This is a genomic window from Natrinema saccharevitans (genome assembly GCF_001953745.1).
Taxonomy (GTDB): domain Archaea; phylum Halobacteriota; class Halobacteria; order Halobacteriales; family Natrialbaceae; genus Natrinema; species Natrinema saccharevitans.
In genome coordinates this window covers 539,930-564,155 of sequence record NZ_LWLN01000001.1, presented here as the reverse complement: position 1 = coordinate 564,155, position 24,226 = coordinate 539,930, and the positions used below count along the sequence as shown (strand labels likewise).

At 67.0% G+C, this 24,226-nt stretch carries 22 protein-coding genes; 9 read left to right on the top strand and 13 right to left on the bottom strand.

Annotated features, from left to right (window positions below; all coding sequences use genetic code 11):
* Window positions 1-274: 274 nt before the first annotated feature.
* Both A6E15_RS02930 and A6E15_RS02925 read left to right on the top strand, forming a co-directional pair.
* A complete protein-coding gene (locus tag A6E15_RS02930) occupies window positions 275-985 on the top strand; it encodes an HAD family hydrolase (RefSeq protein WP_076143474.1) in 711 nt (236 codons plus the stop codon).
* Window positions 982-1,623 (top strand): class II aldolase/adducin family protein, encoded by a 642-nt coding sequence (locus tag A6E15_RS02925; protein ID WP_076143472.1) that lies wholly within the window; start codon window positions 982-984, stop codon window positions 1,621-1,623. Before A6E15_RS02930 ends, A6E15_RS02925 begins: the two co-directional genes overlap by 4 nt.
* Window positions 1,624-1,653: 30 nt before the next feature.
* Here A6E15_RS02925 and pyrE read toward each other — a convergent pair whose 3' ends face one another.
* Window positions 1,654-2,190: an orotate phosphoribosyltransferase gene (gene pyrE / locus A6E15_RS02920; protein WP_076143470.1), complete on the bottom strand. Its 537-nt coding sequence runs from the start codon at window positions 2,188-2,190 to the stop codon at window positions 1,654-1,656.
* A 154-nt stretch (window positions 2,191-2,344) separates the two neighbouring features.
* On the opposite strand from pyrE, the gene A6E15_RS02915 reads away from it, so the two are divergent.
* Entirely contained in the window at window positions 2,345-3,304 is a 960-nt protein-coding gene (locus tag A6E15_RS02915; RefSeq protein ID WP_076143468.1) for an alpha/beta hydrolase, read from the top strand.
* A 54-nt stretch (window positions 3,305-3,358) separates the two neighbouring features.
* Here A6E15_RS02915 and ilvA read toward each other — a convergent pair whose 3' ends face one another.
* Window positions 3,359-4,618, bottom strand: coding sequence for a threonine ammonia-lyase (gene ilvA / locus A6E15_RS02910; protein WP_076143466.1), 1,260 nt, complete (start codon window positions 4,616-4,618; stop codon window positions 3,359-3,361).
* Entirely contained in the window at window positions 4,615-5,955 is a 1,341-nt protein-coding gene (locus A6E15_RS02905; protein ID WP_076143464.1) for an amidohydrolase, read from the bottom strand. The genes ilvA and A6E15_RS02905 overlap by 4 nt, the downstream gene beginning before the upstream one ends.
* A gap of 98 nt (window positions 5,956-6,053) precedes the next feature.
* On the opposite strand from A6E15_RS02905, the gene A6E15_RS02900 reads away from it, so the two are divergent.
* The gene (locus tag A6E15_RS02900) at window positions 6,054-7,028 is read left to right on the top strand and encodes an NAD(P)-dependent oxidoreductase (RefSeq protein ID WP_076143462.1); all 975 of its coding nucleotides are present in this window, start codon (window positions 6,054-6,056) and stop codon (window positions 7,026-7,028) included.
* Window positions 7,029-7,032: 4 nt separating this feature from the next.
* On the opposite strand, the gene A6E15_RS02895 is transcribed toward A6E15_RS02900, so the two are convergent.
* From A6E15_RS02895 to A6E15_RS02885, 3 genes are all read right to left on the bottom strand, one after another.
* Complete coding sequence (locus tag A6E15_RS02895; RefSeq protein ID WP_076143459.1) at window positions 7,033-7,692, bottom strand: DUF502 domain-containing protein; 660 nt, start codon at window positions 7,690-7,692, stop codon at window positions 7,033-7,035.
* A gap of 99 nt (window positions 7,693-7,791) precedes the next feature.
* Entirely contained in the window at window positions 7,792-9,099 is a 1,308-nt protein-coding gene (gene gdhB, locus A6E15_RS02890) for a glutamate dehydrogenase GdhB (protein WP_076143457.1), read from the bottom strand.
* A gap of 61 nt (window positions 9,100-9,160) precedes the next feature.
* Window positions 9,161-10,342, bottom strand: a complete 1,182-nt coding sequence (locus A6E15_RS02885; protein WP_076143455.1) for a M24 family metallopeptidase — start codon at window positions 10,340-10,342, stop codon at window positions 9,161-9,163.
* A gap of 220 nt (window positions 10,343-10,562) precedes the next feature.
* On the opposite strand from A6E15_RS02885, the gene A6E15_RS02880 reads away from it, so the two are divergent.
* Window positions 10,563-11,108 carry a CDP-2,3-bis-(O-geranylgeranyl)-sn-glycerol synthase gene (locus A6E15_RS02880; RefSeq protein ID WP_076143453.1) on the top strand — a complete coding sequence of 182 codons (546 nt, stop codon included), beginning with the start codon at window positions 10,563-10,565 and terminating at the stop codon, window positions 11,106-11,108.
* 56 nt (window positions 11,109-11,164) lie between these two features.
* On the opposite strand, the gene A6E15_RS02875 is transcribed toward A6E15_RS02880, so the two are convergent.
* From A6E15_RS02875 to A6E15_RS02855, 5 genes are all read right to left on the bottom strand, one after another.
* Window positions 11,165-12,526, bottom strand: coding sequence for an aminotransferase class III-fold pyridoxal phosphate-dependent enzyme (locus A6E15_RS02875; protein ID WP_076143451.1), 1,362 nt, complete (start codon window positions 12,524-12,526; stop codon window positions 11,165-11,167).
* 132 nt (window positions 12,527-12,658) lie between these two features.
* Window positions 12,659-14,302, bottom strand: coding sequence for a BCCT family transporter (locus A6E15_RS02870; RefSeq protein ID WP_076143449.1), 1,644 nt, complete (start codon window positions 14,300-14,302; stop codon window positions 12,659-12,661).
* A gap of 548 nt (window positions 14,303-14,850) precedes the next feature.
* Window positions 14,851-15,498 carry a hypothetical protein gene (locus A6E15_RS02865; RefSeq protein ID WP_076143447.1) on the bottom strand — a complete coding sequence of 216 codons (648 nt, stop codon included), beginning with the start codon at window positions 15,496-15,498 and terminating at the stop codon, window positions 14,851-14,853.
* 94 nt (window positions 15,499-15,592) lie between these two features.
* Entirely contained in the window at window positions 15,593-15,925 is a 333-nt protein-coding gene (locus tag A6E15_RS02860) for a hypothetical protein (protein ID WP_076143445.1), read from the bottom strand.
* 186 nt (window positions 15,926-16,111) lie between these two features.
* Window positions 16,112-17,392, bottom strand: a complete 1,281-nt coding sequence (locus tag A6E15_RS02855) for an amidohydrolase (protein WP_076143442.1) — start codon at window positions 17,390-17,392, stop codon at window positions 16,112-16,114.
* Window positions 17,393-17,957: 565 nt separating this feature from the next.
* Between A6E15_RS02855 and A6E15_RS21315 the strand changes: the two genes are divergently transcribed.
* The 3 genes from A6E15_RS21315 to A6E15_RS02840 all read left to right on the top strand — a co-directional run bounded on the left by A6E15_RS21315 (window position 17,958) and on the right by A6E15_RS02840 (window position 19,664).
* Complete coding sequence (locus A6E15_RS21315) at window positions 17,958-18,428, top strand: hypothetical protein (protein ID WP_175607194.1); 471 nt, start codon at window positions 17,958-17,960, stop codon at window positions 18,426-18,428.
* Between the two features lie 162 nt (window positions 18,429-18,590).
* On the top strand, window positions 18,591-19,193 hold the full coding sequence (locus tag A6E15_RS02845; protein WP_076143440.1) for a hypothetical protein: 603 nt from the start codon (window positions 18,591-18,593) through the stop codon (window positions 19,191-19,193).
* A gap of 18 nt (window positions 19,194-19,211) precedes the next feature.
* Window positions 19,212-19,664 (top strand): DUF4870 domain-containing protein, encoded by a 453-nt coding sequence (locus A6E15_RS02840; RefSeq protein ID WP_076143438.1) that lies wholly within the window; start codon window positions 19,212-19,214, stop codon window positions 19,662-19,664.
* Here A6E15_RS02840 and A6E15_RS02835 read toward each other — a convergent pair.
* Complete coding sequence (locus A6E15_RS02835) at window positions 19,661-20,050, bottom strand: Rid family detoxifying hydrolase (protein WP_076143436.1); 390 nt, start codon at window positions 20,048-20,050, stop codon at window positions 19,661-19,663. The genes A6E15_RS02840 and A6E15_RS02835 overlap by 4 nt on opposite strands.
* Before the next feature lie 20 nt (window positions 20,051-20,070).
* Window positions 20,071-21,453: an aspartate aminotransferase family protein gene (locus A6E15_RS02830; RefSeq protein WP_076143433.1), complete on the bottom strand. Its 1,383-nt coding sequence runs from the start codon at window positions 21,451-21,453 to the stop codon at window positions 20,071-20,073.
* A 448-nt stretch (window positions 21,454-21,901) separates the two neighbouring features.
* Here A6E15_RS02830 and A6E15_RS02825 point away from each other — a divergent pair, with 448 nt between their 5' ends.
* Complete coding sequence (locus tag A6E15_RS02825) at window positions 21,902-24,169, top strand: amino acid permease (RefSeq protein WP_076143431.1); 2,268 nt, start codon at window positions 21,902-21,904, stop codon at window positions 24,167-24,169.
* Window positions 24,170-24,226: the final 57 nt, after the last annotated feature.

Below are 24,226 nucleotides of genomic sequence, written 5' to 3'. Positions count from 1 at the left end.
ACACAACAAACGGTAGGTGTGAGTTAGAAGCGGGCATGAGCCCGGCGTGTAAAACGGACACCTACCATCGTGGCTACGCGTAGTCTCGAGTGGGGTAAAAGCGTTGTGATGGTGTGCGATGGGGCCGTTCGGATTCGAAACCGGACCGCGGTGAGATACAGGTTACGGAGCGGGCAACGAGTCCGCACGCTGTACTCGTAACCGGCCGGGCGCTGCTACTGACTATATCTACAGGTACCGGTACTCGTTTTTCCCTTCCCATTGACGATGGGATATGCGCGCCAAGGCCGTCCTTTTCGACTTCGACAACACGTTCTATCCCTACGCGCCGTGTAATCGAGCAGGGAAAGACGCCGCTCGAGAGGCCGCGCGGGGACTGGGCTACGACTTCGATCGCGAGGCGTTCGAGGCGTTCTATCAGACGGGGCGGCGGGCGATAAAGCGTGACGTGTCCGGCACGGCGGCGTCCCACGATCGATTCCTCTATTTCAAACGCGCGCTCGAGTGCCACACCGGTCGACCGAAGCCGACCGAGGCGCTCGCGCTCGGCGAGGCGTACTGGACGGCGTACATCGACGCGATGAAACTCGTTCCGGGCGTCGAAGCGACCCTCGAGGCGGTGCGAGACCGGGGGATCGACGTCGGGATCGTCACGAACTTCACGGCGCGAACCCAACTCGAGAAACTCGAGGCGGTCGGGCTCGCGGACGATATCGACCTGCTGTTGACCTCCGAGGAGACGGGCCGCGAGAAACCCGGCTCGGTCATGTTCACACTGGCGCTGTCGCGCCTCGACCGTCGCCCGTCCGAGGCGGTGATGGTCGGCGACAACGTCGAAGCCGATATCGTCGGGGCCAACGCGGTGGGACTCGAGACGGTGCTGTTCAGCGCCGACGGCGACGACCCCGACGGGCCGCTCGAGGGCCACCGGGAGCCGGACCACCGGATCGGCGCGTTCGACGACCTACTGAAGGTGATCCTGTGATGCTCGAATCCGAACGCCGGGCGGTGGTCGAGTCCGCACCGGAACTCGCGGAACTGACGCCCGGGCGAACGGGTAATTTGAGCGTTCGCGACGGCGAGCGCGGCGACGCCTTCGCGGTCACGCCGACCGGCGTCCCCTACGACGGCTTTGGCGTCGAGGACGTGCCGGTCGTCGCGACCGACGGCGAGGTCCGCGACGGGCGGATGGCCCCGAGCAGCGAGGTCCCGATGCACGCCGCGATCTACCGCCGCGAGGACGTCGGCGCGATCGTCCACACTCACTCGCCGTGGGCGACGACGCTGGCCGTCGCCAGCGAGCCGCTGCCGCCGATCCACTACATGATCGTCGCGGTCGGCAAGCGCGTCCCCGTCGCCGAGTACGCGCCCTACGGCACCGACGAACTCGCAGCGAATATCGTCCGGGCGATGGACGAGGCCGAGGCGACCGCGACGCTCGTCGAAAACCACGGCCTCGTCGTCACGGCGTCGGACATAGAGACCGCACTCGAAAACACGCATCACGTCGAGAGCCTCGCGCGCCTGTACCTCCAGACTCGCGCGGCCGGCCTCGAGCCGCGGACGCTCTCGGAGGCCCAACTCGAGACGGTCCTCGAGCAGTTCGCGTCCTACGGGCAGTGACCGGCAGGGTTCGACGCCCGTGCGGAGCCGCTACTCGTCGGCGTCCCGATCCGCGAGCAGTTCGCTCGCGGTCACCAGCGCCTCCATCTCGACGCCGGCGTCCTCGACGTTCTCGCGGCCGCCTTCCTCGCGGTCGACGACGACCAGCGCGCGCTCGACGGTCGCGCCCGCTTCCCGCAGCGCCTCGACGGCCTCGACGAGGCTCGTCCCCGTCGTCACGATGTCCTCGACGACGACGACCTCCTCGCCATCCTCGAGGCGGCCCTCGACGAGATTAGCCGTCCCGTACTCTTTGCGCTGCTTGCGCGCGATGACGTAGGGGACGCCGGCCGCGACGCTGGTCGCCGCGGCGAGGGGGACCCCGCCGAGGGCGACGCCGCCGAGTTTGTCGTCCGGATCGAGTCGCTCGGCGAAGGCGTCGGCGATGGCCTCGAGACAGTCCGGCTCGGTCTCGAAGAGGTACTTGTCGACGTAGTACTCGCTGGTGCCGCCGTGGGAGAGTTCGAACTCGCCGAACTGCACGGCCTCCGCCGCGCGGAGGGCGTCGATGAGGTCCTGATTCGTCATGCTCGAGAGGGCGCACCGGACCGAAATAAGCGGTGTGGAACGGAATTGTCGGGTACGCTCGAGCCGAATCGAGGCCCGAGATCACCGGTCAGCAGCGGATTCCGGTCTGGCGCTGCAGGTAGCTTTTTGTTCCAGCAGCGAAGTGTGTCCCACGATGACACCGTCCAGCGCCGACGAGCCGCATCCGGACGTGCAGGCGTTTCTGGAACTCTACGAGTCGCTCGACACGCCCGAGTTCAGCGAGATTTCGCCAGTGGAGGCTCGCGCGATGTTCGACGAGATGCGGGTCACCGAGGAGCCGGACATCGAACTCGAGTCCGTCGAGGACCGGACGATCGACGGGCCACGCGGCGACCTGCCGATCCGATGCTACGAGCCCGGCACCGAGGGCGACGACCGGCCGCTCCTTGTGTACTTCCACGGCGGCGGCTGGGTCATCGGAAGTATCGACACTCACGACGGTACCTGCCGGAAGCTGGCCGCTGACTCGGGGTATCCGGTCGTCAGCGTCGACTACGGACTCGCGCCCGAACATCCCTTCCCCGAGGGCCTGCAGGACTGTTATGCGGCCCTCGAGTGGGCGGCCGACGCGGCCGCCGACCTCGGCGCGGACCCGAACAAGCTCGTCGTGGGGGGCGACAGCGCCGGCGGCAACCTCGCGACGGCGGTGTCGCTGCTGGCCCGCGACCGCGGGGGTCCCGATATCGCCTACCAACTGCTGATCTACCCCAGCACGGGGAAGGTGACCGAGACCGAGGCCTACGAGCAGAACGGCGAGGGCTACTTCCTCACGAGAGACGACATGGAGTGGTTCCGCGAGCAGCGCTTCGAGAGCGACATCGATCAGGGGAACGTCTACGCGATGCCCCAGCTCGCGGCGGACCTCTCGGGGCTGCCGCCCGCGACGGTCGTCACCGCCGGCTTCGACCCGCTACGCGACGACGGGGCGAATCTCGTCGAACGCCTCGAGGCCGAGGGTATCGACGTCGCGCACCACCACTACGACGACGTGATCCACGGCTTCTTCAACATGATCTCCGATCCCGTCGACCTCGATCGGGCCCACGAGGCCTACGAGGATGCCGTCGCGGATCTGCAGGCAGCACTGGAGTAAGCGGCCGCAACACTTGTTTTCGCCGCCGCTCGCTCGAGTCGGCCCCGAACGACGTCAGTCGATCGATCGCTCGACGACTGAGACGCCCTCGAGCGCCGCCAGCTCCGCGAACACGCCCTCCAGATGATCGGGACCGCTGCCCGCGAGGCCGATCGTCACGGGGGTCTGATTGGGGTCGTCGACGGCGGTCCGGCGGGCGCGCTCGAGGACGTCGAGTTCGGCTCCCGCGGACTCGACCGTCTCGACCACGTCGCCGACGGTCGCCGGCCAGCCGGCGAGCGCGAGTCTGGCCTCGGCGTAGCGTCCGAGTTCGTGGAGGCCGGTCCGGGTCAGTTCCGCGTGGTCGGTGAGGTCGACGTTGCCGCCCGAGACGACGACCGCGACGCGCTCACCCTCGAGGTCGAGGGCGGCCGAGAGCGCGGCCGCGAGCGGCGCGGCCCCGGCGGCCTCGGCGACGGTCTTGGCCCGTTCGGCGAGCAGGGTCACGGCGGCGGCGATCTCGCGGTCGCTCACGCTGACGACGTCGTCGACCACCTCGCGGGCGATCGCGAAGGTCGTCTCGAGCATGCGCGCGTCGGCGATCCCCTCCGCGACGGTGTCGACCGTCTCGAGCTGGCGGATCTCGCCCGCCTCGAGCGACGGTTTGGCGTGGGCGGCCCCCTCGGGCTGGACGCCGATCACCCGCGTCTCGGGGTCGGCCGCTTTCAGCACCGTTCCGATGCCGCCGACGAGCCCGCCCCCGCCGATCGACACGAGGACGGTGTCGATCCCGGGGAACTGCTCGCGCAGTTCGAGGCCGATCGTCCCCTGTCCGGCGACGACGGCCGCGTCGTCGAAGGGGTGGACGAACGTCGCGCCCGTCTCTTCGGCCCGCTCGAGGGCGTACTCGTAGGAGCGCTCGTAGAGTTCGCCCTCGACGACGACTGCGGCCCCGTAGCCGCGGGTGGCCTCGATCTTCGCGGCGGGAGTGATCTCGGGGACGACGATCGTCGTCTCGATCCCGAGCAGGTCGCCCGCCAGCGCCACGCCCTGGGCGTGGTTGCCCGCGCTCGCGGTGATGACGCCCGCTTCTCGCTCCGCGGTCGAGAGTTGGGCCATCCTGTTGTAGGCACCGCGGATCTTGAACGAGCCGGTCCGCTGGACGGTCTCGAGTTTGAGTCCGACTGCGGCCGCCCCGCTCATCTCAGCGAAGGTCCGGGAGGTGTCCAGCGGCGTCCGGTGGACGACGTCGGAGATGCGCTCGCGGGCGGCCTCGACGTCCGCGAGCGTAACCGGGGGGTCGTCCGCACCGCTCGCCTCGTCGCTCCCGCTCATTCACCGACCTCCGCGCTCGCGTCGTCGGCCGGCGTCGCGTCCCCCGCGTCGGCCTGCGGAACCGGATGCCGGGCCTCGAGTTCCCGAATCGTTCCGACCAGGACGTCGACGCCGTGCTGGAGGCTCCGTTCGTCGACGTCGAAGGTCGGGGTGTGGTGGCTGGTGGGATGGTCGGTGCCGACGATCATGTACGTCGCCAGCCCGCCGTCTTCCTGGACCCGTTCCATCAGGAAGGTGGCGTCCTCGCTCGCGCCGAAGTCGGCGGCCGGCACCACGCGATCGACGCCCGCGACGCCGCCGGCGACCTCGCTCACCAGCGCCTGCAGTTCGGGGTCGCTGTCGGCCCGGGGCGACTCGCTGACGACCTCGACGTCGGCCCGGCAGCCGTGCATCTTCGCGGCGGACCGCATCGTTCGCTCGAGGCGGCGTTTCGTGTACTCCATCAGCGCGGTCGTCTCGCCGCGGGCCTCGCACTCCATGTGGGCGCGTTCGGCGATGACGTTGCTCGCGGTTCCGGCCTCGGCCCTGCCGACGTTGACTCGGGTCATCCCGTCGCTGTGACGGGGGATACCGTAGGCGTTGACGATCCCGGAACCCATGGCGTGCATGGCGTTTGCCCCCTCGTTCGGGGCCTTGCCCGCGTGCGCGGAGGTCCCCTCGATCGTCACGTCGACGTGGCACATCGCCAGCGGCTTCTCGATCCCAGCGATCACCTCGCCCGTGGGGTGATCGAGACCGACGTGGACCGCCAGCAGGTAGTCCAGTCCGCTCGCGAAGTCGCTCCTGGCCATTGGGCACCCCCCGCCGCCGGTCTCCTCGGCGGGCTGGAAGAAGACCACCAGTCGGCCCGCAAAGTCGCTCTCGGCGATGGACTCGAGGACGGCCAGCCCCCAGGTCATGTGGACGTCGTGGCCGCAGGCGTGCATCGTCCCGTCGATCTCCGAGCGAAAGCCCTCGTCGACCGGATCGTGATCCGGATCGGTCGACTCCTCGATGAACAGCCCGTCGATGTCGACGCGCAGGCCGATCGACGGCCCGTCGCCGCGCTCGAGGATCGCCACTGCGCCCGTGTTCCCGCCGGTCATCCGCTCCAAGAGTGACTCGTCCGCACCGCGCTCGCGGGCGCGTTCGATCCACGGCTCGAGGTCGGCGTCGGGGACGGCCATCCGGTCGGCGGGATCGTAGGCGTCGGGGCCGACGGCCAGTTCGTCGACGCCGATACCCCTGATCTCCTCGACGAGACGGGCCGTGGTGGTGAACTCGCGCCACGCGGGCTCGGGGTGGCGGTGGAAACTGCGACGGAGGCTGACGAGACGGTCCTGAATCGGCTCGGTCATGCGAGGGGGTGACGCGCCCCAGCGACTTAATTATACACAATGAGTGTTTACGACGACTACACAAAAAGGATAAGGGAGTCGGTGACGATCGTCGGACAATGAGTCCGGAGCCGGACGTCGTCGTTCTCCGAGAAGGAACGGAAGGGCTGTCGATGGAATCGTACGCCGACCGACTGCGCGAGCGACTGCCGGACCGCACCGTCGCGCTCGCGCGGACCCCGAAGGAAGAACGCGAACTGATCCCGCAGGCCCGGGTCGTAACCGGTATCTCGATCGACGAAGACCTCCTCGAGCGGGCCGACCGGCTCGAGTTGTTCGCGTGTACCTTCGCCGGCACCGATCACGTGCCGATGGACGCGCTGGCCGACCGCCGCGTGACCGTGACGAACGCCGGCGGTATCCACGCCCCCGGCATCGCCGAGCAGACGATCGGCAACATGCTCGTGTTCGCCCGCCGGCTCCACGAGGGCTGGCGGCGCAAGGAAAACAACGAGTGGCGACACTTCCAGTCCCACGAGTTCACCGACAGCACCGTCACGATCGTCGGGCTGGGCTCGATCGGGCAGGCGGTCGTCCAGCGGCTCGAGGGGTTCGAGGTCGAGACGATCGGGATCCGCTACACCCCCGAGAAGGGCGGCCCGACCGACGAGGTACTCGGATTCGAGGAGGACGACGTCCACGAGGCCTTCTCGCGGAGCGACTACGTCGTGCTGGCCTGCCCGCTCAACGACCTGACCCGCGGGCTCGTCGGCGAGGCGGAACTGGCGACGCTGCCCCCGAACGCCGTGATCGTCAACGCGGCCCGCGGCGGCATCGTCGACACCGACGCGTTGCGTTCGGCGCTCCAGTCCGAGGGAATTCGCGGGGCGGCGCTGGACGTCACCGACCCCGAACCGCTGCCGGCCGACCACCCGCTGTGGGACCTCGAAAACTGCCTCATTACGCCCCATACCGGCGGTCATACCCCAAAGCACTGGGACCGGCTTGCGGATATCGTCGCGGGCAACCTCGAGTCGCTCGAGTCCGGCGGCGAACTCGAAAACGTCGTCTTGCGGCCGGGTTCGAGCGAGTGATCGGTCACTCGTCGTCGGTGCGGTCGTCGGTCGTCTCGAACGGGACCGTCGGGGCCGCCCCGTCGGGTCGAGTCGACTCGCCGAATCCGCCGCTCAGGACGTGAGCCAGCGTTTCGTCGACGCGTTCGTCGGTCTCGGTGACGCGGTCGGGATCGGCCTCGACGACGAACCCGGAGGAGACGTTCGGCGCGGTCGGTATAAAGAGGACCGGCCGCCCGTCGGTAGTCGTGTGGCCGGTCTTGAACGCGGGCACCTCGACGCCGTTCCAGTTCTCGACCCTGACCGGTTCCTGCAGCGCCTGTTCCTCGCCGAACGTGGTTTCGGCGGCGACTTTCGACGCGTTGTAGATGACGCGCAACCCCGGAACGCGGTTCGCAACGTGGTCGACGCCGCGCGTGAAGAGGTCACCGACCGTGGTCCGGGTCAGAAACCCGACGGCGACGGTCACGATGGAGAACAACACGAGCGGAACGATCGCGTGTGAGACGTCGACGACCAGCGACCGGGTCGGCGCGTGCGTGATCACCCCGCTCAGTACGGCGTCGATCGGGACCATCGGCACGATGCCGGTTACCAGCGCGTAGACGCGGTAGAGAACGTACAGCGTGACGAGTATCGGACCGATGACGATCAGTCCGCTCGCGAACTCGCGCTTCCACGCCATTGTCGGAGTATGTGACCGGCGGGACATGAGCGCTTCCCTTCACGACCGCGCTCAGCCGGGCGGCGACCGGTTCGAGCTACCGCTGGCGGCCGAAGCCGACTACGGCCAGAGCCCGCGCGTCTCCTTCGCCTCGGCGATCCGGGACAGCGCGACCACGTAGGCGGCGTCGCGCCACGTCAACCCCTCGGCGTCGACCACGTCGCGAAGGTCGGTCCAGGCCTCGAGCATGTGGTCCTCGAGTTCCTCGTTGACGCGCTCGAGGGACCACTGGCGGCGGTTGATGTCCTGGAGCCACTCGAAGTAGGAGACGGTGACGCCGCCCGCGTTCGCGAGGATGTCCGGGATCACCGGCACGTCCCGCTCCTCGAGGACGGCGTCGGCGGCGAAGGTCGTCGGGCCGTTGGCCCCCTCGACGACGATGTCGGCCGAGACGGCGTCGGCGTTGTCGGCGGTGAGGACGTTGCCGACCGCGGCCGGGATCAGGACGTCGACGTCGAGTTCGAGTAGGTCCGCGTTCGAGAGCCGACGGACGCTATCGTCGTCCTTGAGGTCGGTCGCGAAGCTGGTGACCGCCTCCGGTTCCTCGTGATGAGAGGGGATCGCCTCGACGTCGAGGCCGTCGGCGTCGTAGACCGCGCCGTTGACGTCCGAGACGGCGACGATCGACGCGCCCCACTCGTGGAGCAGGCGGGCGGCGTTGGCACCCACACTGCCGAAGCCCTGCACCGCGACCGTGGTCTCCGAGACCTCGCGGTCGTAGTACCGGATCGCCTCGCGGGCGGCGATGGCGGTCGAACGGCCGGGGGCCTCTTCGCGGCCGTAGGAGCCGCCGATGACCGGCGGCTTCCCGGTGACGACGCCGGGGATGGTCTCGCCCTGTTGCATCGAGTAGGCGTCCATGAACCAGGCCATCGTCTGGGCGTCGGTCCCCATGTCGGGCGCGGGGACGTCCTTCGTCGGCCCGACGACGTCGCGCAGTTCCTCGGCGAACCGGCGGGTGAGCCGCTCGGTCTCGTCGTCGGTCAGGGACTTGGGATCGACGGCGATCCCGCCCTTCCCGCCGCCGAAGGGCAGGTCCATCACCGCGCACTTCCAGGTCATCCACATCGAGAGGCCGATACACTCCTCGGCGCTGACCTCGGGGTGGTAGCGCAGGCCTCCCTTGTAGGGGCCGCGGACGTCGTCGTGCTGGGCCCGGTAGCCGGTGAAGACCTCGACGGTGCCGTCCTCTCGCTCTAAGGGGACCGATACCTGCTGGACCCGCGTCGGGTGTTTCAATCGTTCGACGACGCCGGGGTCGACGTCGACGTGGGTCGCGGCGCGTTCCAACTGTCTGCGGGCGGTGACCAGCGCGGATTCGGGTTCGTCCGCCGATTCGGTCTCCGCCGTGGATGGTGGTGTTGTCATTGGATGGTAGTCGGGTTCCAGAGGTTAGTATGTGAGCCGTACCACGTCGGGGCGGACCGCGTTACGTCGTGAACAACTCCCGCGGGAAGTCCGCGAGCGTCTCCGCGCCCGTACTCGTGACGCGGAACGTCTCGCTGATCTCCATGCCGATCTCGTCGGTCCAGATGCCCGGGATCATGTGGAAGGTCATGTCCTCCTCGAGGACGGTCTCGTCGCCGGGACGGATGCTCGCGGTGTGTTCGCCCCAGTCCGGCGGGTAGCCCAGCCCCATCGAGTAGCCGATGCGGTCCTCCTTCTCGAGGCCGTACTGGGCGATCGTCTCGCGCCAGGCCTTCTCGACGGCCTCGCAGGTGACGCCGGGTTCGACGGTATCGAGTGCAGCTTCGATCCCCTCGACGACGATGTCGGCGGTCTCCTGGAGTTCCGCGGGCGGATCGCCGACGAAGGTGGTGCGGGCGAGCGGGGAGTGATAGCGGTGCCGACAGCCCGAGAGTTCGATGATGACCGGGTCGCCGTCCTCGAACTCGCGGTCGGTCCAGGTCAGGTGGGGCGTCCCGGTGTGATCGCCCGAGGGCATCAGCGGGACGATCGAGGGGTAGTCGCCGCCGTACTCCTCGGTGCCCGTGATGAGTTGCTCGTAGATCGCGGCCGCGGCCTCGTACTCGGGAACTCCCTCCTCGATGACGTCCAGCCCCGCCTGCATCGCGTTCTCGGAGATGCGGGCGGCCTCGCGCATGTACTCGAGTTCCTGCTCCGATTTCTTGATCCGGACCCAGCCGACCAAAAGCGTCGCGTCCTCGAACTCGGCCTCTGGGAGGTTCGCCTGGAGTCGGGTGTAGGACTTCGCGGTGAAGTAGGCCGCGTCCATCTCGAGGCCGATCCGGCCGTCGGCGACCTCGAGTTCCTCTAAGACGCCCGCCACGTAGTCCATCGGGTGGAGGTCGTGGGGCGAGTGGACGTGGTCGTCGCTGTAGGCGCGGATGCTGTCGTCGCCGAGGTGGGTCGTCGCTCGCGCGCCGCCGCCGTCCATGTCGCGGCCGATCCAGACCGGTTCGTCGCGGTCGGGTGTGACGACGACGGCCTGATGGACGTAAAAGGACCAGCCGTCGTAGCCGGTCAGGTAGTTCATGTTCGCCGGATCGGCGACGACGATCGCGTCGAGGTCTTCCTCGCGCAAGCGCTCTTTGGTCCGTTCGACCCGTCGTTCGTATTCGGCCTCGTCGAAAATATGCTCTCGTGGCATGGTAACAGGGTCTCTACGAGGAGCATCGATTAGTAGTAATAAAATCTTTTCGTGTATAGTAGATACAGATACTGTTTACAATATGGGCGAGCCGGGCCGACGGCGGCGGGCCGGATCCGCGATCACACCCGGCTCGAGGGCGCGTCGGCCGTCTCGAACCGGTCGGAGCCGTTCGATCGAACCACCGGCCGTTAAGACACGTCGGTTCCTCCCGGCCGATATGGCAGTACTCGAGACGCTCGTGATCGCGTTCTGGGCGATGTTGCCCGCGTACGTCCCCAACAACGCCGCGGTGCTGGCCGGCGGCGGCCGACCGATCGACGGCGGTCGGACCTGGGGCGACAAGCGGGTACTCGGCGACGGAAAGACCTGGCGCGGGACGGCGATGGGCGTCGCGGCGGGCCTCGCGCTCGCGGCCGTGCTGACGGTTATCGCGGGCGACGTCAGTAGCGCCCTCGGTTTCGACGTGCCGGCCTTTACCCCACTCGCGGCGCTCGGCCTCGCCGGCGGCGCGATGCTCGGGGACATCCTCGCCTCCTTTCTCAAGCGCCGGACCGGCCGCCAGCGCGGTGCGATGTTCCCCGGCCTCGACCAGCTGGACTTCGTCGTCGTCTCCTTACCGCTCGCGGCCCTGCTGGACTTCGAGTGGTTCCGCGAGTGGTTCACGCTCGAGGTGATCCTCGTCGTCGTCGTCCTCACCCCGATTCTGCACGTGACGACGAACGTGGCCGCGTACAAACTCGAGTTGAAGAACGAGCCGTGGTAACCGAGCCAACGAATCGTTGATCCGGCGGTCGCGCCGGGAAACTACAGCGGACCGTCTCAGGCCACTTTCGCGCTCGGGCCGACGGCTTCGATCGCCTCGCAGAAGATGTCGACGCCGAGTTCGATCTCGCGCTCGGTCGAGTCCAGCGGCGGCAGCAGTCGGATCGTCTTCTTCCCGCAGCCGAGGGTCAACAGTCCGCGCTCGAGGGCCGCCTCGACGATCGCGTTCCGGCGCTCGGGGGTATCGAACTCGACGGCGAGCATCAGGCCCTTGCCGCGGACGTCCTCGACGTGGTCGGGCACGTCGTCGCGTAGGAGTTCTTTCGCCTGCTCGCCGCGGCGGGTCGCGTTCTCGAGCAGGTCGTGTTCCTCGATGGCCTCGAGCGTGAACGCGCCCATCATCGAGCCCAGCAGGTCGCCGCCGCCGAAGGTCGAGCCGAGCCGGTTCTTCTGGCTGGGGAACACCTCGGAGCGAGAGATGGTCGCGCCGACGCGCAGGGCCTTCGCGCTGGCGATGACGTCGGGTTCGATCGGGTAGTGATCGGAAGCCCAGATCTCGCCGGTCCGGCCGACGCCGGCCTGGATCTCGTCGACGACCAGGGGAATGTCGTACTCGTCGGTGACGGCCGCGACCTCCCCCATGAACTCCTGACTGGGGAAGCGGTAGCCGCCGACGCCCTGGATCGGCTCGAGCGTGAGGAAGGCGACCTCGTCGGGGTCGACGTGGCCGCCCTCGGGCGCGAGCATGGTTCTGAGTTGCGAGCCGCCGCCGGCGAAGAAGCCGCAATCGCAGCTGTCGGCGTCACAGCCCCGGTCGGCGCAGAACGGGACCGTTTCGATCCCGCTGATCTCGGGGTAGTGGCGCGTGTAGACGTCCTTGGACTTCGTGATCGAGAGGGTCCCGAGGGTGCGGCCGTGGAAGCTACCGCCGAATGCGACGCCGTACTTGGCCGGCGCGCGGTAGGCGTTGGTGATCTTCATCGCGTTCTCCATGGCCTCCGCGCCGGAGTTCGAGAGGAAGACCGTGTCCATGCCGTACTGGCTCGAGACCTCGGTCAGCTTCTGCATGAGGTGGCTCGAGCCGGGGAAGTCGGCCTCGTCGGGGTTGGGGCCGGAGCCGAAGTACATGTCCTGGCCCGCGATCTTCATCGGTTCGACGAGGTCGAACTCGCGGACTTTCTCGAGGACCGTCTCGTTGTTGTAGCCAAGCGGTGCCGCGCCGATGTGACAGGTGAAATCGAGCAGGACGTTGCCGTCGACGTCCGTGACGAAGGGCCCGTCGGCCTCGCGGGTCACGTCCCAGACGAACTCGTGAGAGTACTCGCTGGGCGCGGAGTACTCCTGGTGGAAGTCGACCCACTGCTTCGCGTTCGGCCCGGGAAGCGCGTCCGCGTCGGGTTCCGCCGTGTCCCTATCCATACACAGTTTATGTGTATCTCGTACATTAAAACTTGTTATGGATTGGCGAGGATGTGTGGTCGCGACGGCGAAAAAGCGAACAGCATGACGGCCGGCGATAGCCCCGGGCCGGCCGCGGCGGCGTCGACGCGGTCAGTCGTCGTCCGTTTCGACGGTACCGGCGGGGCCGGACGGGGAGTCGGCGTCGGACTGTCGACTCGAGCCGATCAGGACGGTCTCGTCCTGCAGGAGGACGCGACCGTAGCTCGAGCCGAAGTCCTTGATCAGCGAGAGCATCGCGGCGAAACAGACGAACGCGAACGGTGCACCGGTGATGATGACCGCGTTCTGGAGCGCGCTCGTTCCGCCCTCGCCGCCGATGATCATGAGGATCGCGGCGGTCATGCCGAGGACGACGCCCCAGAAGATCCGGTTGATGTTCGAGGGGCTGGCCTTGCCACCGGTGGTCATCATCGAGACGGCGAGCGTCGAGGAGTCCGCCGACGTGATGAAGAACGTCGTCACGAGGATCATGAAGGCGATCATGAACACCGTCCCGAGCGGGAAGGCGTCGAAGAGGATGAAGCCCGACACTTCCGGCGTCTCGTTGGCGATCACGGTGCTGAAGTCGGCCGTTCCGGTGTGATGGTACTGCAGCGCGGTGCCGCCGACGAACGTGAACCACGGGATGGTCGCGGCCGAGGTCGCGCCGATGCCGGTGAAGGCTACTTCGCGGACGGTCCGGCCCTTGGAGATGCGGGCGATGAACAGGCCGGCGAACGGAGACCACGAGAGCGCCCACGCCCAGTAGAAGACGGTCCACGAGTTCATCCACGTCGTCCCACCGTCGGAGCCGGTTCCCGTGTAGAGGCTCATGGACGTGAAGTCGGCGATCATGCCGCCCATGGCCTGCGAGCCCAGCAGGAGCAGGAACAGCGTCGGGCCCAGAATGAACGTCGCGGCCATGAGGATGACGAACAGGATCATGTTGAAGTTCGACAGCCGGCGGATGCCCCTGTCGACGCCCAGCACCATCGAGATCGTAAACAGGAGCGTCATCGTGGTCACCACGAGGAGGATGCCGACGTTCCCCAAGTCGATCCCCCACTGGTAACTGAGTCCGGCGATAAACTGGCTGCCGATGAAGCCGAGCGAGGTGGCCACGCCGCCGATCGTCGCGAAGACGGCGAGGATGTCGACGACCTTCGCGGCCGGGCCGTCGAGGTTCTCCTTCCCGATTATCGGCGTCAGCGCCGACGAGACCCGGAGCGGGACGTCATCGTAATTGTACGCGAAGTAGGAAATAGCGAGTCCCATGATCGTGAAGACAGCCAGTTGGGGCAGCGCCCAGTGGAACAGCGTCTGCTGAATCGCGATCGGGATCGCCTCGCTCGTCCCGCCCTCGACGCCGAACAGCGGCGACGGGTTATTGTAGTAGAACAGCGCTTCGGTCGGTCCCCAGAAGACGACCCCTGCCGCGAACCCGGCGGAGTACAACATCGCGAAGTACGACAGGAAGCTGTACTCCGGATCCGAGTCCCCCATCTTGATCCTCCCCCACGGCCCGACGATCAGGAACAGCAGGAAGAGAACGATCAGGAACACGATCACCAACAGCGCCCAGTTCAGGTACTCGACGACCCAGCCGTACACGGTGTTGATCGTCTCCGTGACAGCACTCTGGTTGATAAAGAACGCCACGATCACGCCGGCAGTCAGCAACGCCCCGAACGCGAAGACGACCGGATCGATCTCCTCGAGGAACTCGTCGACCATCCCCTGGTCCGCGTCGCTCATCCGACCTCACCCCTGTGGATCGCGCGATGGCACGTTGGTTGCCCCGTTCTCCACCGATCGTTCACCATGCTGCGCAATGGCATACCGCGACCATTGACGCCGTATACAATAAGTGTTTCTCACTCGCGGAGATAATAAACGGATTACGTTTACCCAACATTTACCAGTGAAATCCATTATATACCCAATATAAGTGGCCATATGTCTGCACTATGCTTTTTAAAGTGATGGTTGTAATCCTACAGAAGACAGGCGAGGAGATAGCGAACTAGCGACCCGATCAGAAAGCGTGTTCGCGAACGGAGAGCGGTGACGACCGAGGCGACGACGTCCGCCGGGCGCACCGCCTCGCGAACGTGGTCGATCCGTTCAGTGAGAGGCCGGCCGTGCCGACCCCGCGATCACTGCCGACTCGAGCCGAGCGCCGGACGACTGCGTGCCGAAAACGGAATTCGATGACGGCGTCTCAGACGGTCTGTCGTAACGGTTTCCCGGCGCAACCGCGTCCGTCCGGCGGTTGCGCCGGAACTGACGGACAGCGGTCCGTCTCAGTCCGTTAGCTCCTCGACGGCTCGCTCGCGGGCCTCGGTGCTTTCGGTCACTCGATCGGCGAACTCGTCGACCCGGTCTTTGATTTCTGCCCGTGTTTCCGTCGGCGAAAAGTCGTCGGACATCGTCAGCAGGCGGACGAACGCGCGGAGTTCCTCGTCGGTGAGCTGGGCGAACTCCTCGTTTTCCAGTTTGTCGACGACCTCGTCGACGTCGATCTGGCCGACCGGATCGACGTTGAACTCGACGTTGACCATCCGATAGTTCGAGCCCGCCAGGCGCTGTTCGGCCTTGCCGACCCCCTCCGAGAGCATGTCCTTGAACGGCGTGTGATACCCCATCGTCCCGAGATGGAGGAACGCGAGCATGTCCGTGATCCCCTGCGTGTAGGCGTCGCGTTCCTCGTCGTCGGGGTCGAAGACCGTCTCCCGGTCGCGTTCCTCCATGTACTCGAAGAGAATGCTGAAATCGAGAACCGCGTTGCGCACCCGCCGCCGGATGCGGTTTCGTTTCTGTTTCTTGGAGTGGTCGGTGTAGTCGGTCTTCCGGCCGAGCAGGAAATCGCGGTCGGAGGGCGTGAGAATCCCGCGCGGGCGATCCGAGTCCGCCGCCGTCCGCAGCGACTCCGGCACGTCGTCCTGGCTCATGGAGGATACACGGTGGTCGCGCGAATTAACGTTTCCCATTCCGAGAACGTGATTCGACACTGTCAATTCTCGAGTCGGCCGCCGCTCCCGCCTCTCAGTCCCGCTCGTCGTCGCCGTCCCCGTCGGGGAGCCGCCGGATCGCTCGCTCCCACCTGTCGCGAGCCGCCTGTCCGGGGTCCGCGTACGGGTCGTGCGTGATGTCGTCGGCCGTCCCGAGGTGGTCTCGCTCGTCGCCGTCGATCACCCGCCGCCACAGGCCCACCGCCACCGCGACCACCAACAGCGCGAACGGGACGGCGATCAGCACGTCGACGGGCCCCTCGAGTGGAAACACGACGAAGCACAGTACGAGCGACAGGCCGGCCAGCTGGGACGCGTAGAAGAGCAGCCACGGCCAGTCGCTCGAGAAGTCGATCGTCCGGTCCATCTCTCCGTCGGCGTATCGAACTGCAGGCAGATTACGTTTCGGACGACGTCCGATACCGCCGCCGACCGGTCACGACAGCGCGGTCCAAAGCCCGAACAGCAGCGCTTCTGTCGGGAGGTGTCGTCCGTTTCCGGACGGTTCAGCTCGGACCGAGCCCGGCGAGCGAAACCGTGTTCCCGACCGTCGCTACGGCCGCCGCCGGGAGAGCGCGATCGCCGTCTCGGTGAGCAACTCGACCCCGACCTCGAGGCTCTCCTCGTCGACGTCGAAGGTTGGCGTGTGGTGGCTCGTCGGGTGATCGGTCCCGATCAGGACGTACGAGGCGAGCCCGCCGTTGTCCTGGACTCGCTGCATGAGGTAGGTCACGTCCTCGCTCACGCCGAACTCCTCGGTCGGGATCACCCGCTCGACGCCGTCGATCTCCCAGGCGACGTTGCCCACGAGGTCCCGCAGGGCGGGGTGGCTGTCGACGCGCGGGGACTCGCTGATCACCCGCGGGGTAACGTCGCAGTCGTGCATCTCCGCGGCGGCGTAACAGACCCGCTCGAGTTCGGTGCGCGTGTACTCCATCAGGGCGGTCGTCTCGCCGCGGACTTCGGCCTCGATGGAAACCTCCTCGGCGATGACGTTGCTCGCGGTCCCGCCCTCGATCCGGCCGACGTTGACCCGGGTCAGCCCGTCGCTGTGGCGGGGGATGCCGTAGGCGTTCTGGATGGCAGTCGCGGCCGCCTGCATGGCGTTTGCCCCCTCGTTGGGGGCCTTGCCGGCGTGGGCGCTCGCCCCTTCGAAGGTCGCGGTGAGGTGGGCCATCGCCAGCGGCTTCTCGATGCCGGCGACGATCTCGCCGGTCGGATGATCCAGGCCGACGTGCAGCGCCAGTAGGTAATCGACGTCGTCGAGGTGCCCGCCCTCGGCCATCGCCTTCCCCCCGCCGGAGATTTCCTCGGCCGGCTGGAAGAACACCTTGAACGTGCCTTCGAACTCGCTTTCCTTGACGGCCTCGAGCGCGCCGAGCGCCATCGCGAGGTGGGCGTCGTGGCCGCAGGCGTGCATGTAGCCGTCGTGTTCCGACCGGAACCCCTCCGCGGCCGGCCGGTGATCGTCGGCCGTCGACTCCCGCATCGAGATCGCGTCGAGGTCGACCCGCAGCCCTAGACAGGGGCCCTCGCCCTGCTCGAGCGTCGCGACGACCCCCGTGTGCCCGTCGGCGGTCCGCTCGAGGACGTCCGATCGAACCCCGGCCTCGCGGGCGCGCTCGCGCCACGGCTCGAGTTCCGACGCGGGCGGGACCGCCATCCGCTCGTCGGTCGCCAGTGCCTCCCGACCCACGGCGATCCCGTCGACCCCGATCCGCTCGAGTTCCTCGACGACCCGGGCCGTCGTCCGGAACTCGCGCCAGCCGGGCTCGGGGTGGCGGTGAAACGCCCGCCGGAGATCCCGCACTCTGTTTCGCACCTCGTAGGACATTCTTGCCGGTTGTATGCGCGGCGGACACTTAACCGTAGTCAATAATCGTATACTATAGTAGCCGCTGAAACGATTTACACACTGATCGCAGCGCAGTCGTGCGATCAGGTGTGCAATGACTTTCAGCGGCTACTATATTTTCCACGATCGATGTAGAATCGCCGGGAAGCTGTCCCCACGACCGACCGCGAAACGACGGGATGACACGACCCGGCACGCGGGCCGGTCGACGGCGGTCGATCGAGGGGTCGCGTGGAGGGCCGACGGGCGGGTCGAAATCCCCGCACGTGCCCCTCGACAGGGGACGGACGTAAAACCGGGCGCGATTTTGGCGGCCACCAACCGCCGAACGACTCCCCGAACGATCCGGACGGGAACTCGAGACCGGCGCGGCGTCGCTCGAGGGGCGGTCGGCGGCGACCAAAGACGGTCGGGTGTTTATCAGGCGTGCGATCGATAGCGACGGTTCGCATGCCCGCCCTCCCACCGTGGATCGACGAGCGGATCGAATCGGACCCGAACCGCACGCTCACCCAGCGACGGGTCGTCGCGGCGATGCTGGACGGTGAGCGACCGTTCTTTCTCGGTACCGGAGCTTCGAGAACGGATCGGACCGGACGCGAGCGAGGCGACCGTCCGGGAACGGCTCGCGGAACTCCGCGACCGAGGAGTCGTCGCCGCCGAGACGTATCCGTCGTCGACGACGCTGTACTACGTCGATTTCCCCGACGGTACCGGTCGGCCGGCGGCGACGGACTCCCGCCCGTCGGCGAACCCGCTCGACCGGCTCTCGGCGCGGGAGTTCCTGTTGCTCCGGGACTCAGAGGGGATCAGGACGATCGTCCTCGCCGGCTACCAGCTCAGTCTGGTGTGTTTCGTGCTGGGACTGGCGCTGTCCGTCGGCGGGCTCGAGGCACCGTTTCGCGGCGGCCACGGCCTGTGGACCGCCGGGTGGAACCTGCTCGCGGTCTGTGTCGCTCTCCGGATCGCCGAACTGGCCGCCACGCGGATCCGCGAACGCCGCGGTCGGACCTGAGCCGGGGAGAGCCGGGACACGGCCGAAACCGCACGACTGCGCGGCCGTTCAAGCACTCGTTTCTATCCATTGCCCGGTCCTTGGCGGTGGCGGGTTCGGGTTTGGGAGCCGCCAAATTCGTCCCGGGGTTTACTTCGTTCCCGACCGATGCCGGAACTACCCATGACGACCCTCCCGACGTGGATCGAGGACCGAATCGATCCCACGCTCGAGAAGAAACTCACGCAACGACACGTCGTCGAGGTGATGCTCGAGTCGGATCGGCCGTTCTTCTCGATCCGACAGCTCCAGTCCCGCGTGCGACCGACCGTCAGCACGGAGACGGTTCGGAACCGGCTCGACGAACTCCGCGAGATCGACGTCGTCGCGGCGGAAACCTACCCCGAGACGATCACGCTGTACTACGTCAACCACCCCGAGTCCCAGTGGCCGCTCTCGCCCGAAGGCAAGCGCGCTCTCGAGTACGAGACGCCGCTCGAGACGCTGTCGGCGGAGGACTTCCTCCGGCTTCGGAACCCCGCGGGAATCAGAACGCTGGTCCTCGCGGGCTTCCAGCTGAGCTTGGTGCTTTTCAGCGTCGGCGTCGTACTGACCGCCCTGTCGATCGAGGCCCCGGTCAGCGCCAGTCACGGGTTCTGGGTGGCCGCCGGGAACCTCTTTGTCACCTGTCTGGCGTTGCTCGTGGCCGAACGCATCGTTCGCAAGCGCCGCGGCGACGGTGTCGCCGGTTCGGTGCCGGCAGCTGACCGATCGAACCCGAACTAACGAACCGCTTCACAACACATGTCACAACCCACTGCAGCGACCGAACCTGGCCCGTCGATCCTCGCGGAGCGGACGCTACTGGGAATCTTCGTCCACTTCATCGCGATACTGCCGTTCGTCGGGTTCGTCGCCACCGCCGTGATCTATCTAGTATCGACACACGAGTTCACCCGCGCCAACGCCCGAAACGCGCTCAACTGGCACCTGCTGGTCGGCGGTTCGTTCCTCGCGACGTTCGTCCTCCTGTTCGGGCTGGACGCGCTGTTCGAGTCCGTCCCGGTACCGGGCCTCCTCGAGACGGCCGTCTTCGTGCCGGTCTTCCTCCTGACGTTCGGCGCGATCGCCCTCGGATTCCTCAGCGTCTTCGTCTGGATCGTCGCGATGGCGAAGGCGATCTTCGGCGAGGCCTGGGAGTACCCCTTCGCACCGGCGTTCGTCGGTGCCGACGCGGACGGTGATCGGCCGAGTTAACCGAGGTACGCGGTCGCGTCCAGTTCGACGCGGACGTCCTCGGGCAGCCGCGAGACCTCCACGCAGACGCGAGCCGGCGGTTCTGGGCCGATCCGGGCACCGTAGGCCGCGTTGACCTGCTCGTAGTCCTCGAGATCGGTCAGGTAGACGGTCACCTTGACCACGTCGGCGAGCCCGTCGCCGCCGGCCTCGTCGACGACGGCGGCGACGTTGTCGAGTACCCGCTCGGTCTGGGCTTCGATGTCTCCCTCGACGACCGCGCCCGTTTCGGGATCGACGGGACCGTAGCCCGAGACGTACAGCGTGTCGCCGGCGCGGACCCCCTGCGAGTAGGGGTTGTCGTTACTCGGCGCGTCGTCGGTTTCGATGGGTTCGACGTCGGACATGTGGATCGTCGGGACTCGAGTCAGGCGGTCCGTTTCGCCTCGGCGGTAACCGCCTCGATCGCCTCGACGACGACGTCGAGGGCGGTCTCGGCCAGTTCGCGGGTCAGCACCAGCGGCGGCAGGAACCGAAGGACGTTGCCGTGGCGGCCGGCCGTCCAGACGAGGACGCCCCGCTCGAAACAGTACTGCTGGATGGCGTCGACGAGGTCGCCGTCGGGCGTCCCGTCGGCGTCGACGAACTCGGCACCGATGAACAGCCCCTTGCCGCGGACGTCCGCGAGGTGAGCGTTCCCGTCGCCCGCCTCGCGGAGCCGCCCCCGGATGTACTCGCCGAGGTCGCGGGCGTGCGCGAGGAGATCGTGTTCCTGGATGTACTCGATGGCGCGGGTGCCGGCGCGCATCCCGACGACGTGGCCCCGGTAGGTGCCGGCGTGGTCGCCCGAGCCCCAGGTGTCTAAGTCCTCGTGGTACATCGTCGCCGAGAGCGGGAAGCCGACGCCGCCCAGCGCCTTCGCGCTGGTCATCGCGTCGGGGGTGACACCCTCCCAGTCGCTGGCCCACCACTGCCCGGTGCGGCCGAGCCCGCTCTGGATCTCGTCGAAGACCAGCGTCACGTCGTTGTCGTCGGCGATGTCGCGAAGCCCCTGAAGGAACCCCTCCGGGGGCGTGACGATCCCGCCCTCGCCCTGAATCGGCTCGACGATGATCCCCGCGGGGTTCGCGAGCCCGCCGTAAGGATCCTCGACGATCGCCTGGACCTCCTCGAGCGCGTGGTCAACCGCCTCCTGCGGTGCCTTATCCTGTCGGAACGGATGGGGATAGGGCGCGTGGACGACGTCGGCGAGCAGGGGCGTGTAGTCCCCCTTGAACTTCTTGTTCGAAGTGACGCTCATCGCGCCGGTCGTCGCGCCGTGGTAGGCGCCGCGGAACGCGATGAGGCCGTCGCCGCCGGTGTTGTACTTCGACAGCTTGATCGTGGCCTCGACGGCGTCGCTGCCGGTCGGGCCGCCGAAGACGACCTTGTTCTGGCCCCGCAGGCCGTCCGGTGCGATCTCGTCGAGTTTCTCGATCAGTTCGAGGCGCGCCTCGGTCGGGAAGTCGACCGTGTGGACGAACTTGTCGGCCTGTTCGTGGACCGCCTCGAGGACGTACGGGTTCGAGTGGCCCACGTTGAGGACGCCGATCCCCGCGAAGAGGTCGATGTAGGTGTTGCCGTCGGCGTCCCGAACCGTCGCGCCCTTGCCCTCCTCGAAGGCGATCGGGATGTCGTCGGGGTACGCGACGGCACTGCTGTCGATCTCGCGCTGTTTCTCGAGCAAGGCCCGCGTGTTCGGGCCGGGAACGTCGTCGACGGTCGGTGCGTCCGCGAAGTGAAGTTCGTCTATCGGCGGTCCTGCCGTCATACGTAGTGGCAAGGGAACCGATTACAAATAACTTGTCCACGATATTCATGCAGAGGATATACAGATACTGAATACAGATTTGGGTCGGCTGCTCGAGTGTTTCGGGGGCAATCGAGTGGATGAGAACGGGTTGGTCGTGGCGATTCCGCGGCGTCGAAGCCGAACGACCGCGGATCACCCGCGGTGCGGTCCGTGACGGCGGACCGTGGGAGAGCGGTCACAACCGCTTTTCGTAATCAGGGAGTTTATCACCGTCTCCGACACAACACCGGTCAATGAACGCCCGAAGTCGCGCGTGCGGTCCGCCGAGACGGTCGGTATCGAACGCAACCCGCCGGCGCGGGCGCGGATTGGAGCGGGCTACTGCGAGCGGCGTCCGTTCTCCCGTCGCCACCGGAACGCCGAGTCGCGATCTCGAGGGGGCCGAAACGGGCAGGGGTGGCCCCGCATGAGCGGTGACGACGAACTCGCCAAGGACCTCGGGTTGATCTCGGCGATGACGATCGGTATCGGGACGATGATCGGTGCCGGGATTTTCGTCCTGCCCGGCGTCGCCGCGAACGCGGCGGGACCGGTCGTCGTCGTGTCGTTCGTCGTCGGTGGACTGATCGCGATGGTGAACGCGCTGTCCGTCTCCGAGCTCGGCACCGCAATGCCGAAGGCCGGCGGCGGTTATTACTACATCAACAAGTCGCTGGGCCCGATGTTCGGCTCGATCGCCGGCATGGGTGACTGGATGGGACTGGCCTTCGCCTCCGCGTTCTACTGTATCGGATTCGGCCAGTATCTCGCCGTGTTCCTCCCGCTACCGGAGATTGTGTTCCTCAATCCGATTCAGGTGGGGGCGCTGTTCGCCGGCGCGATTTTCGTCGGCGTCAACTACATCGGCGCGAAGGAGACCGGCGGCATCCAAACGATCATCGTGTTCACGCTGCTGGCGATCCTCACCGTCTTCGCCATCGCGGGCTTCGTCTCGTTCGATTACGCGACGCTGGTCGGTGACGGCGGACTCGCACCCTACGGGTCGGGAGCGATTCTACCGGCGACGGCGCTCGTGTTCGTGTCGTTCCTCGGCTACGCGAAGATCGCGACCGTCGCCGAGGAGTTGAAGAACCCGGGCCGAAACCTCCCCATCGCCATCATCGGGAGCGTCGGGATCGTCACCGTCATCTACGCGATCCTCGTGACGACCATGCTCGGGGTCATCCCGTGGCCCGACCTCAGCCAGGACGCACCGGTCGCACAGGCCGCCGAGGTCGCGTTTCCCACTTCGATCGGCCCCGTCGGCGGGCTCGCCGCTGCCGCGACTGGGGTGATGACTCTCGGCGCGCTCCTGGCGACGGCGTCGTCGGCGAACGCTTCGATCCTCGCCTCGGCGCGGATCAACTTCGCGATGGGCCGCGATAAGATCGTCACCAACTGGCTCAACGAGATCCACCCGAACTTCGCGACGCCCTATCGGTCGATCCTCGTCACCGGTGCGCTCATCATCGCGTTCATCACGTTCATGGGACGCGACATCGAGGTCCTCTCGAAAGCTGCGAGCGTCCTCCACCTCATCGTCTACGCGCTGATGAACGTCGCGCTCATCGTGTTCCGGGAGGCTGACGTACCGGAGTACGATCCGGATTTCACGGTTCCGTTCTACCCGATCACGCCGATCCTCGGCGCGGTGTTGTCGCTCGGACTCGTCGCGTTCATGGACGGGCTGGAGATCGCCCTGTCCGGAGCGTTCGTCGTCGCCGCCGTTCTCTGGTACTTCCTCTATGCCCGTACCAAGACGACGCAACAGGGCGTCCTCTCGCACTACGTTCGGAGCCGCGAGGACGAGATGCCGGATCCGGTCGTCGACGCCGCCGACGCGGTCGCACCCAGCGGGACGGACGGGCCGACGATCATGGTCGCACTGTCCAATCCCCGCACCGAAAGCGCACTCATCACGCTCGCCGGCGCGCTCGCCGAACACCGAGGCGGTCGCGTACTCGCGACGCACATCGTGACGGTCCCCGACCAGACCTCGCTTGATGCCGCCGCGAGAAACGGCGGCGGCCTGGACGACGCGTCGGAGAGCCTGCTCGAGGCCGCCAAGCAGGACGCGGCGGCGTTCGAGGTCCCGATCGAGACGAAGACGATCCTCTCACACCGCGGGTTCGAGGAGGTGTACGACGCGGCGGAGTCGAACGACGCCGATACGGTCGTGATGGGCTACGGCGGCACACGGTTCACGGGCGGTCGCGCCGAGAGTACCCTCGAGGAACTGACTCAGGAACTGCCCTGTGACTTCCTCGTCTTGGACACCGAGGAGTTCGATCCGACCGATATCCTCGTTCCCACGGCCGGCGGCGGGTCGTCCGATCTCTCCGCGGAAGTCGCCCTCGCGCTCCGAGAGACGATCGGCTCCGAGGTCACGCTACTGCACGTCGCAGACGACGGCGAGGAGGAAACGGGCCGGGAGTTCCTGCGCGAGTGGGCCGACGGCCACCAGCTGTCGGACGCCGAGTTACGGATCGAGACCGGCGACGTCGAAACCGCGATCGAACGATCCAGTGCCGACTACGGACTCGTCGTCGTCGGCGCGACGGAGCAGGGCCTCCTGTCGCGTATCGTCCGGGGGTCGCTCGTGTTCAACGTCATCGAAGACCTCGACGCACCGGTCCTGCTGACCGAACGGCCGTCCTCGCGGTCGCTCCGCGACCGGATATTCGGTCGTCAGTGAGAAGAAGGGGTTCGGCCGTTCGACCGCTCGAGACGAGGGGATCATTGCGACGGCACC

Bases quoted from the DNA above. Each gene is read 5' to 3' on its own strand.
- A6E15_RS02855 (WP_076143442.1), bottom strand. From the start codon at position 17,392: ATGTCCTACGAGGTGCGAAACAGAGTGCGGGATCTCCGGCGGGCGTTT.
- A6E15_RS02895 (WP_076143459.1), bottom strand. From the start codon at position 7,692: ATGGCGTGGAAGCGCGAGTTCGCGAGCGGACTGATCGTCATCGGTCCG.
- A6E15_RS02830 (WP_076143433.1), bottom strand. From the start codon at position 21,453: ATGACGGCAGGACCGCCGATAGACGAACTTCACTTCGCGGACGCACCG.
- pyrE (WP_076143470.1), bottom strand. From the start codon at position 2,190: ATGACGAATCAGGACCTCATCGACGCCCTCCGCGCGGCGGAGGCCGTG.
- A6E15_RS02885 (WP_076143455.1), bottom strand. From the start codon at position 10,342: ATGCCACGAGAGCATATTTTCGACGAGGCCGAATACGAACGACGGGTC.
- A6E15_RS02840 (WP_076143438.1), top strand. From the start codon at position 19,212: ATGTCACAACCCACTGCAGCGACCGAACCTGGCCCGTCGATCCTCGCG.
- A6E15_RS02860 (WP_076143445.1), bottom strand. From the start codon at position 15,925: ATGGACCGGACGATCGACTTCTCGAGCGACTGGCCGTGGCTGCTCTTC.
- A6E15_RS02905 (WP_076143464.1), bottom strand. From the start codon at position 5,955: ATGACCGAGCCGATTCAGGACCGTCTCGTCAGCCTCCGTCGCAGTTTC.
- A6E15_RS02835 (WP_076143436.1), bottom strand. From the start codon at position 20,050: ATGTCCGACGTCGAACCCATCGAAACCGACGACGCGCCGAGTAACGAC.
- A6E15_RS02870 (WP_076143449.1), bottom strand. From the start codon at position 14,302: ATGAGCGACGCGGACCAGGGGATGGTCGACGAGTTCCTCGAGGAGATC.
- A6E15_RS02875 (WP_076143451.1), bottom strand. From the start codon at position 12,526: ATGGATAGGGACACGGCGGAACCCGACGCGGACGCGCTTCCCGGGCCG.
- gdhB (WP_076143457.1), bottom strand. From the start codon at position 9,099: ATGACAACACCACCATCCACGGCGGAGACCGAATCGGCGGACGAACCC.
- A6E15_RS02930 (WP_076143474.1), top strand. From the start codon at position 275: ATGCGCGCCAAGGCCGTCCTTTTCGACTTCGACAACACGTTCTATCCC.
- A6E15_RS02915 (WP_076143468.1), top strand. From the start codon at position 2,345: ATGACACCGTCCAGCGCCGACGAGCCGCATCCGGACGTGCAGGCGTTT.
- A6E15_RS02825 (WP_076143431.1), top strand. From the start codon at position 21,902: ATGAGCGGTGACGACGAACTCGCCAAGGACCTCGGGTTGATCTCGGCG.
- A6E15_RS02845 (WP_076143440.1), top strand. From the start codon at position 18,591: ATGACGACCCTCCCGACGTGGATCGAGGACCGAATCGATCCCACGCTC.
- A6E15_RS02865 (WP_076143447.1), bottom strand. From the start codon at position 15,498: ATGAGCCAGGACGACGTGCCGGAGTCGCTGCGGACGGCGGCGGACTCG.
- ilvA (WP_076143466.1), bottom strand. From the start codon at position 4,618: ATGAGCGGGAGCGACGAGGCGAGCGGTGCGGACGACCCCCCGGTTACG.
- A6E15_RS02900 (WP_076143462.1), top strand. From the start codon at position 6,054: ATGAGTCCGGAGCCGGACGTCGTCGTTCTCCGAGAAGGAACGGAAGGG.
- A6E15_RS02880 (WP_076143453.1), top strand. From the start codon at position 10,563: ATGGCAGTACTCGAGACGCTCGTGATCGCGTTCTGGGCGATGTTGCCC.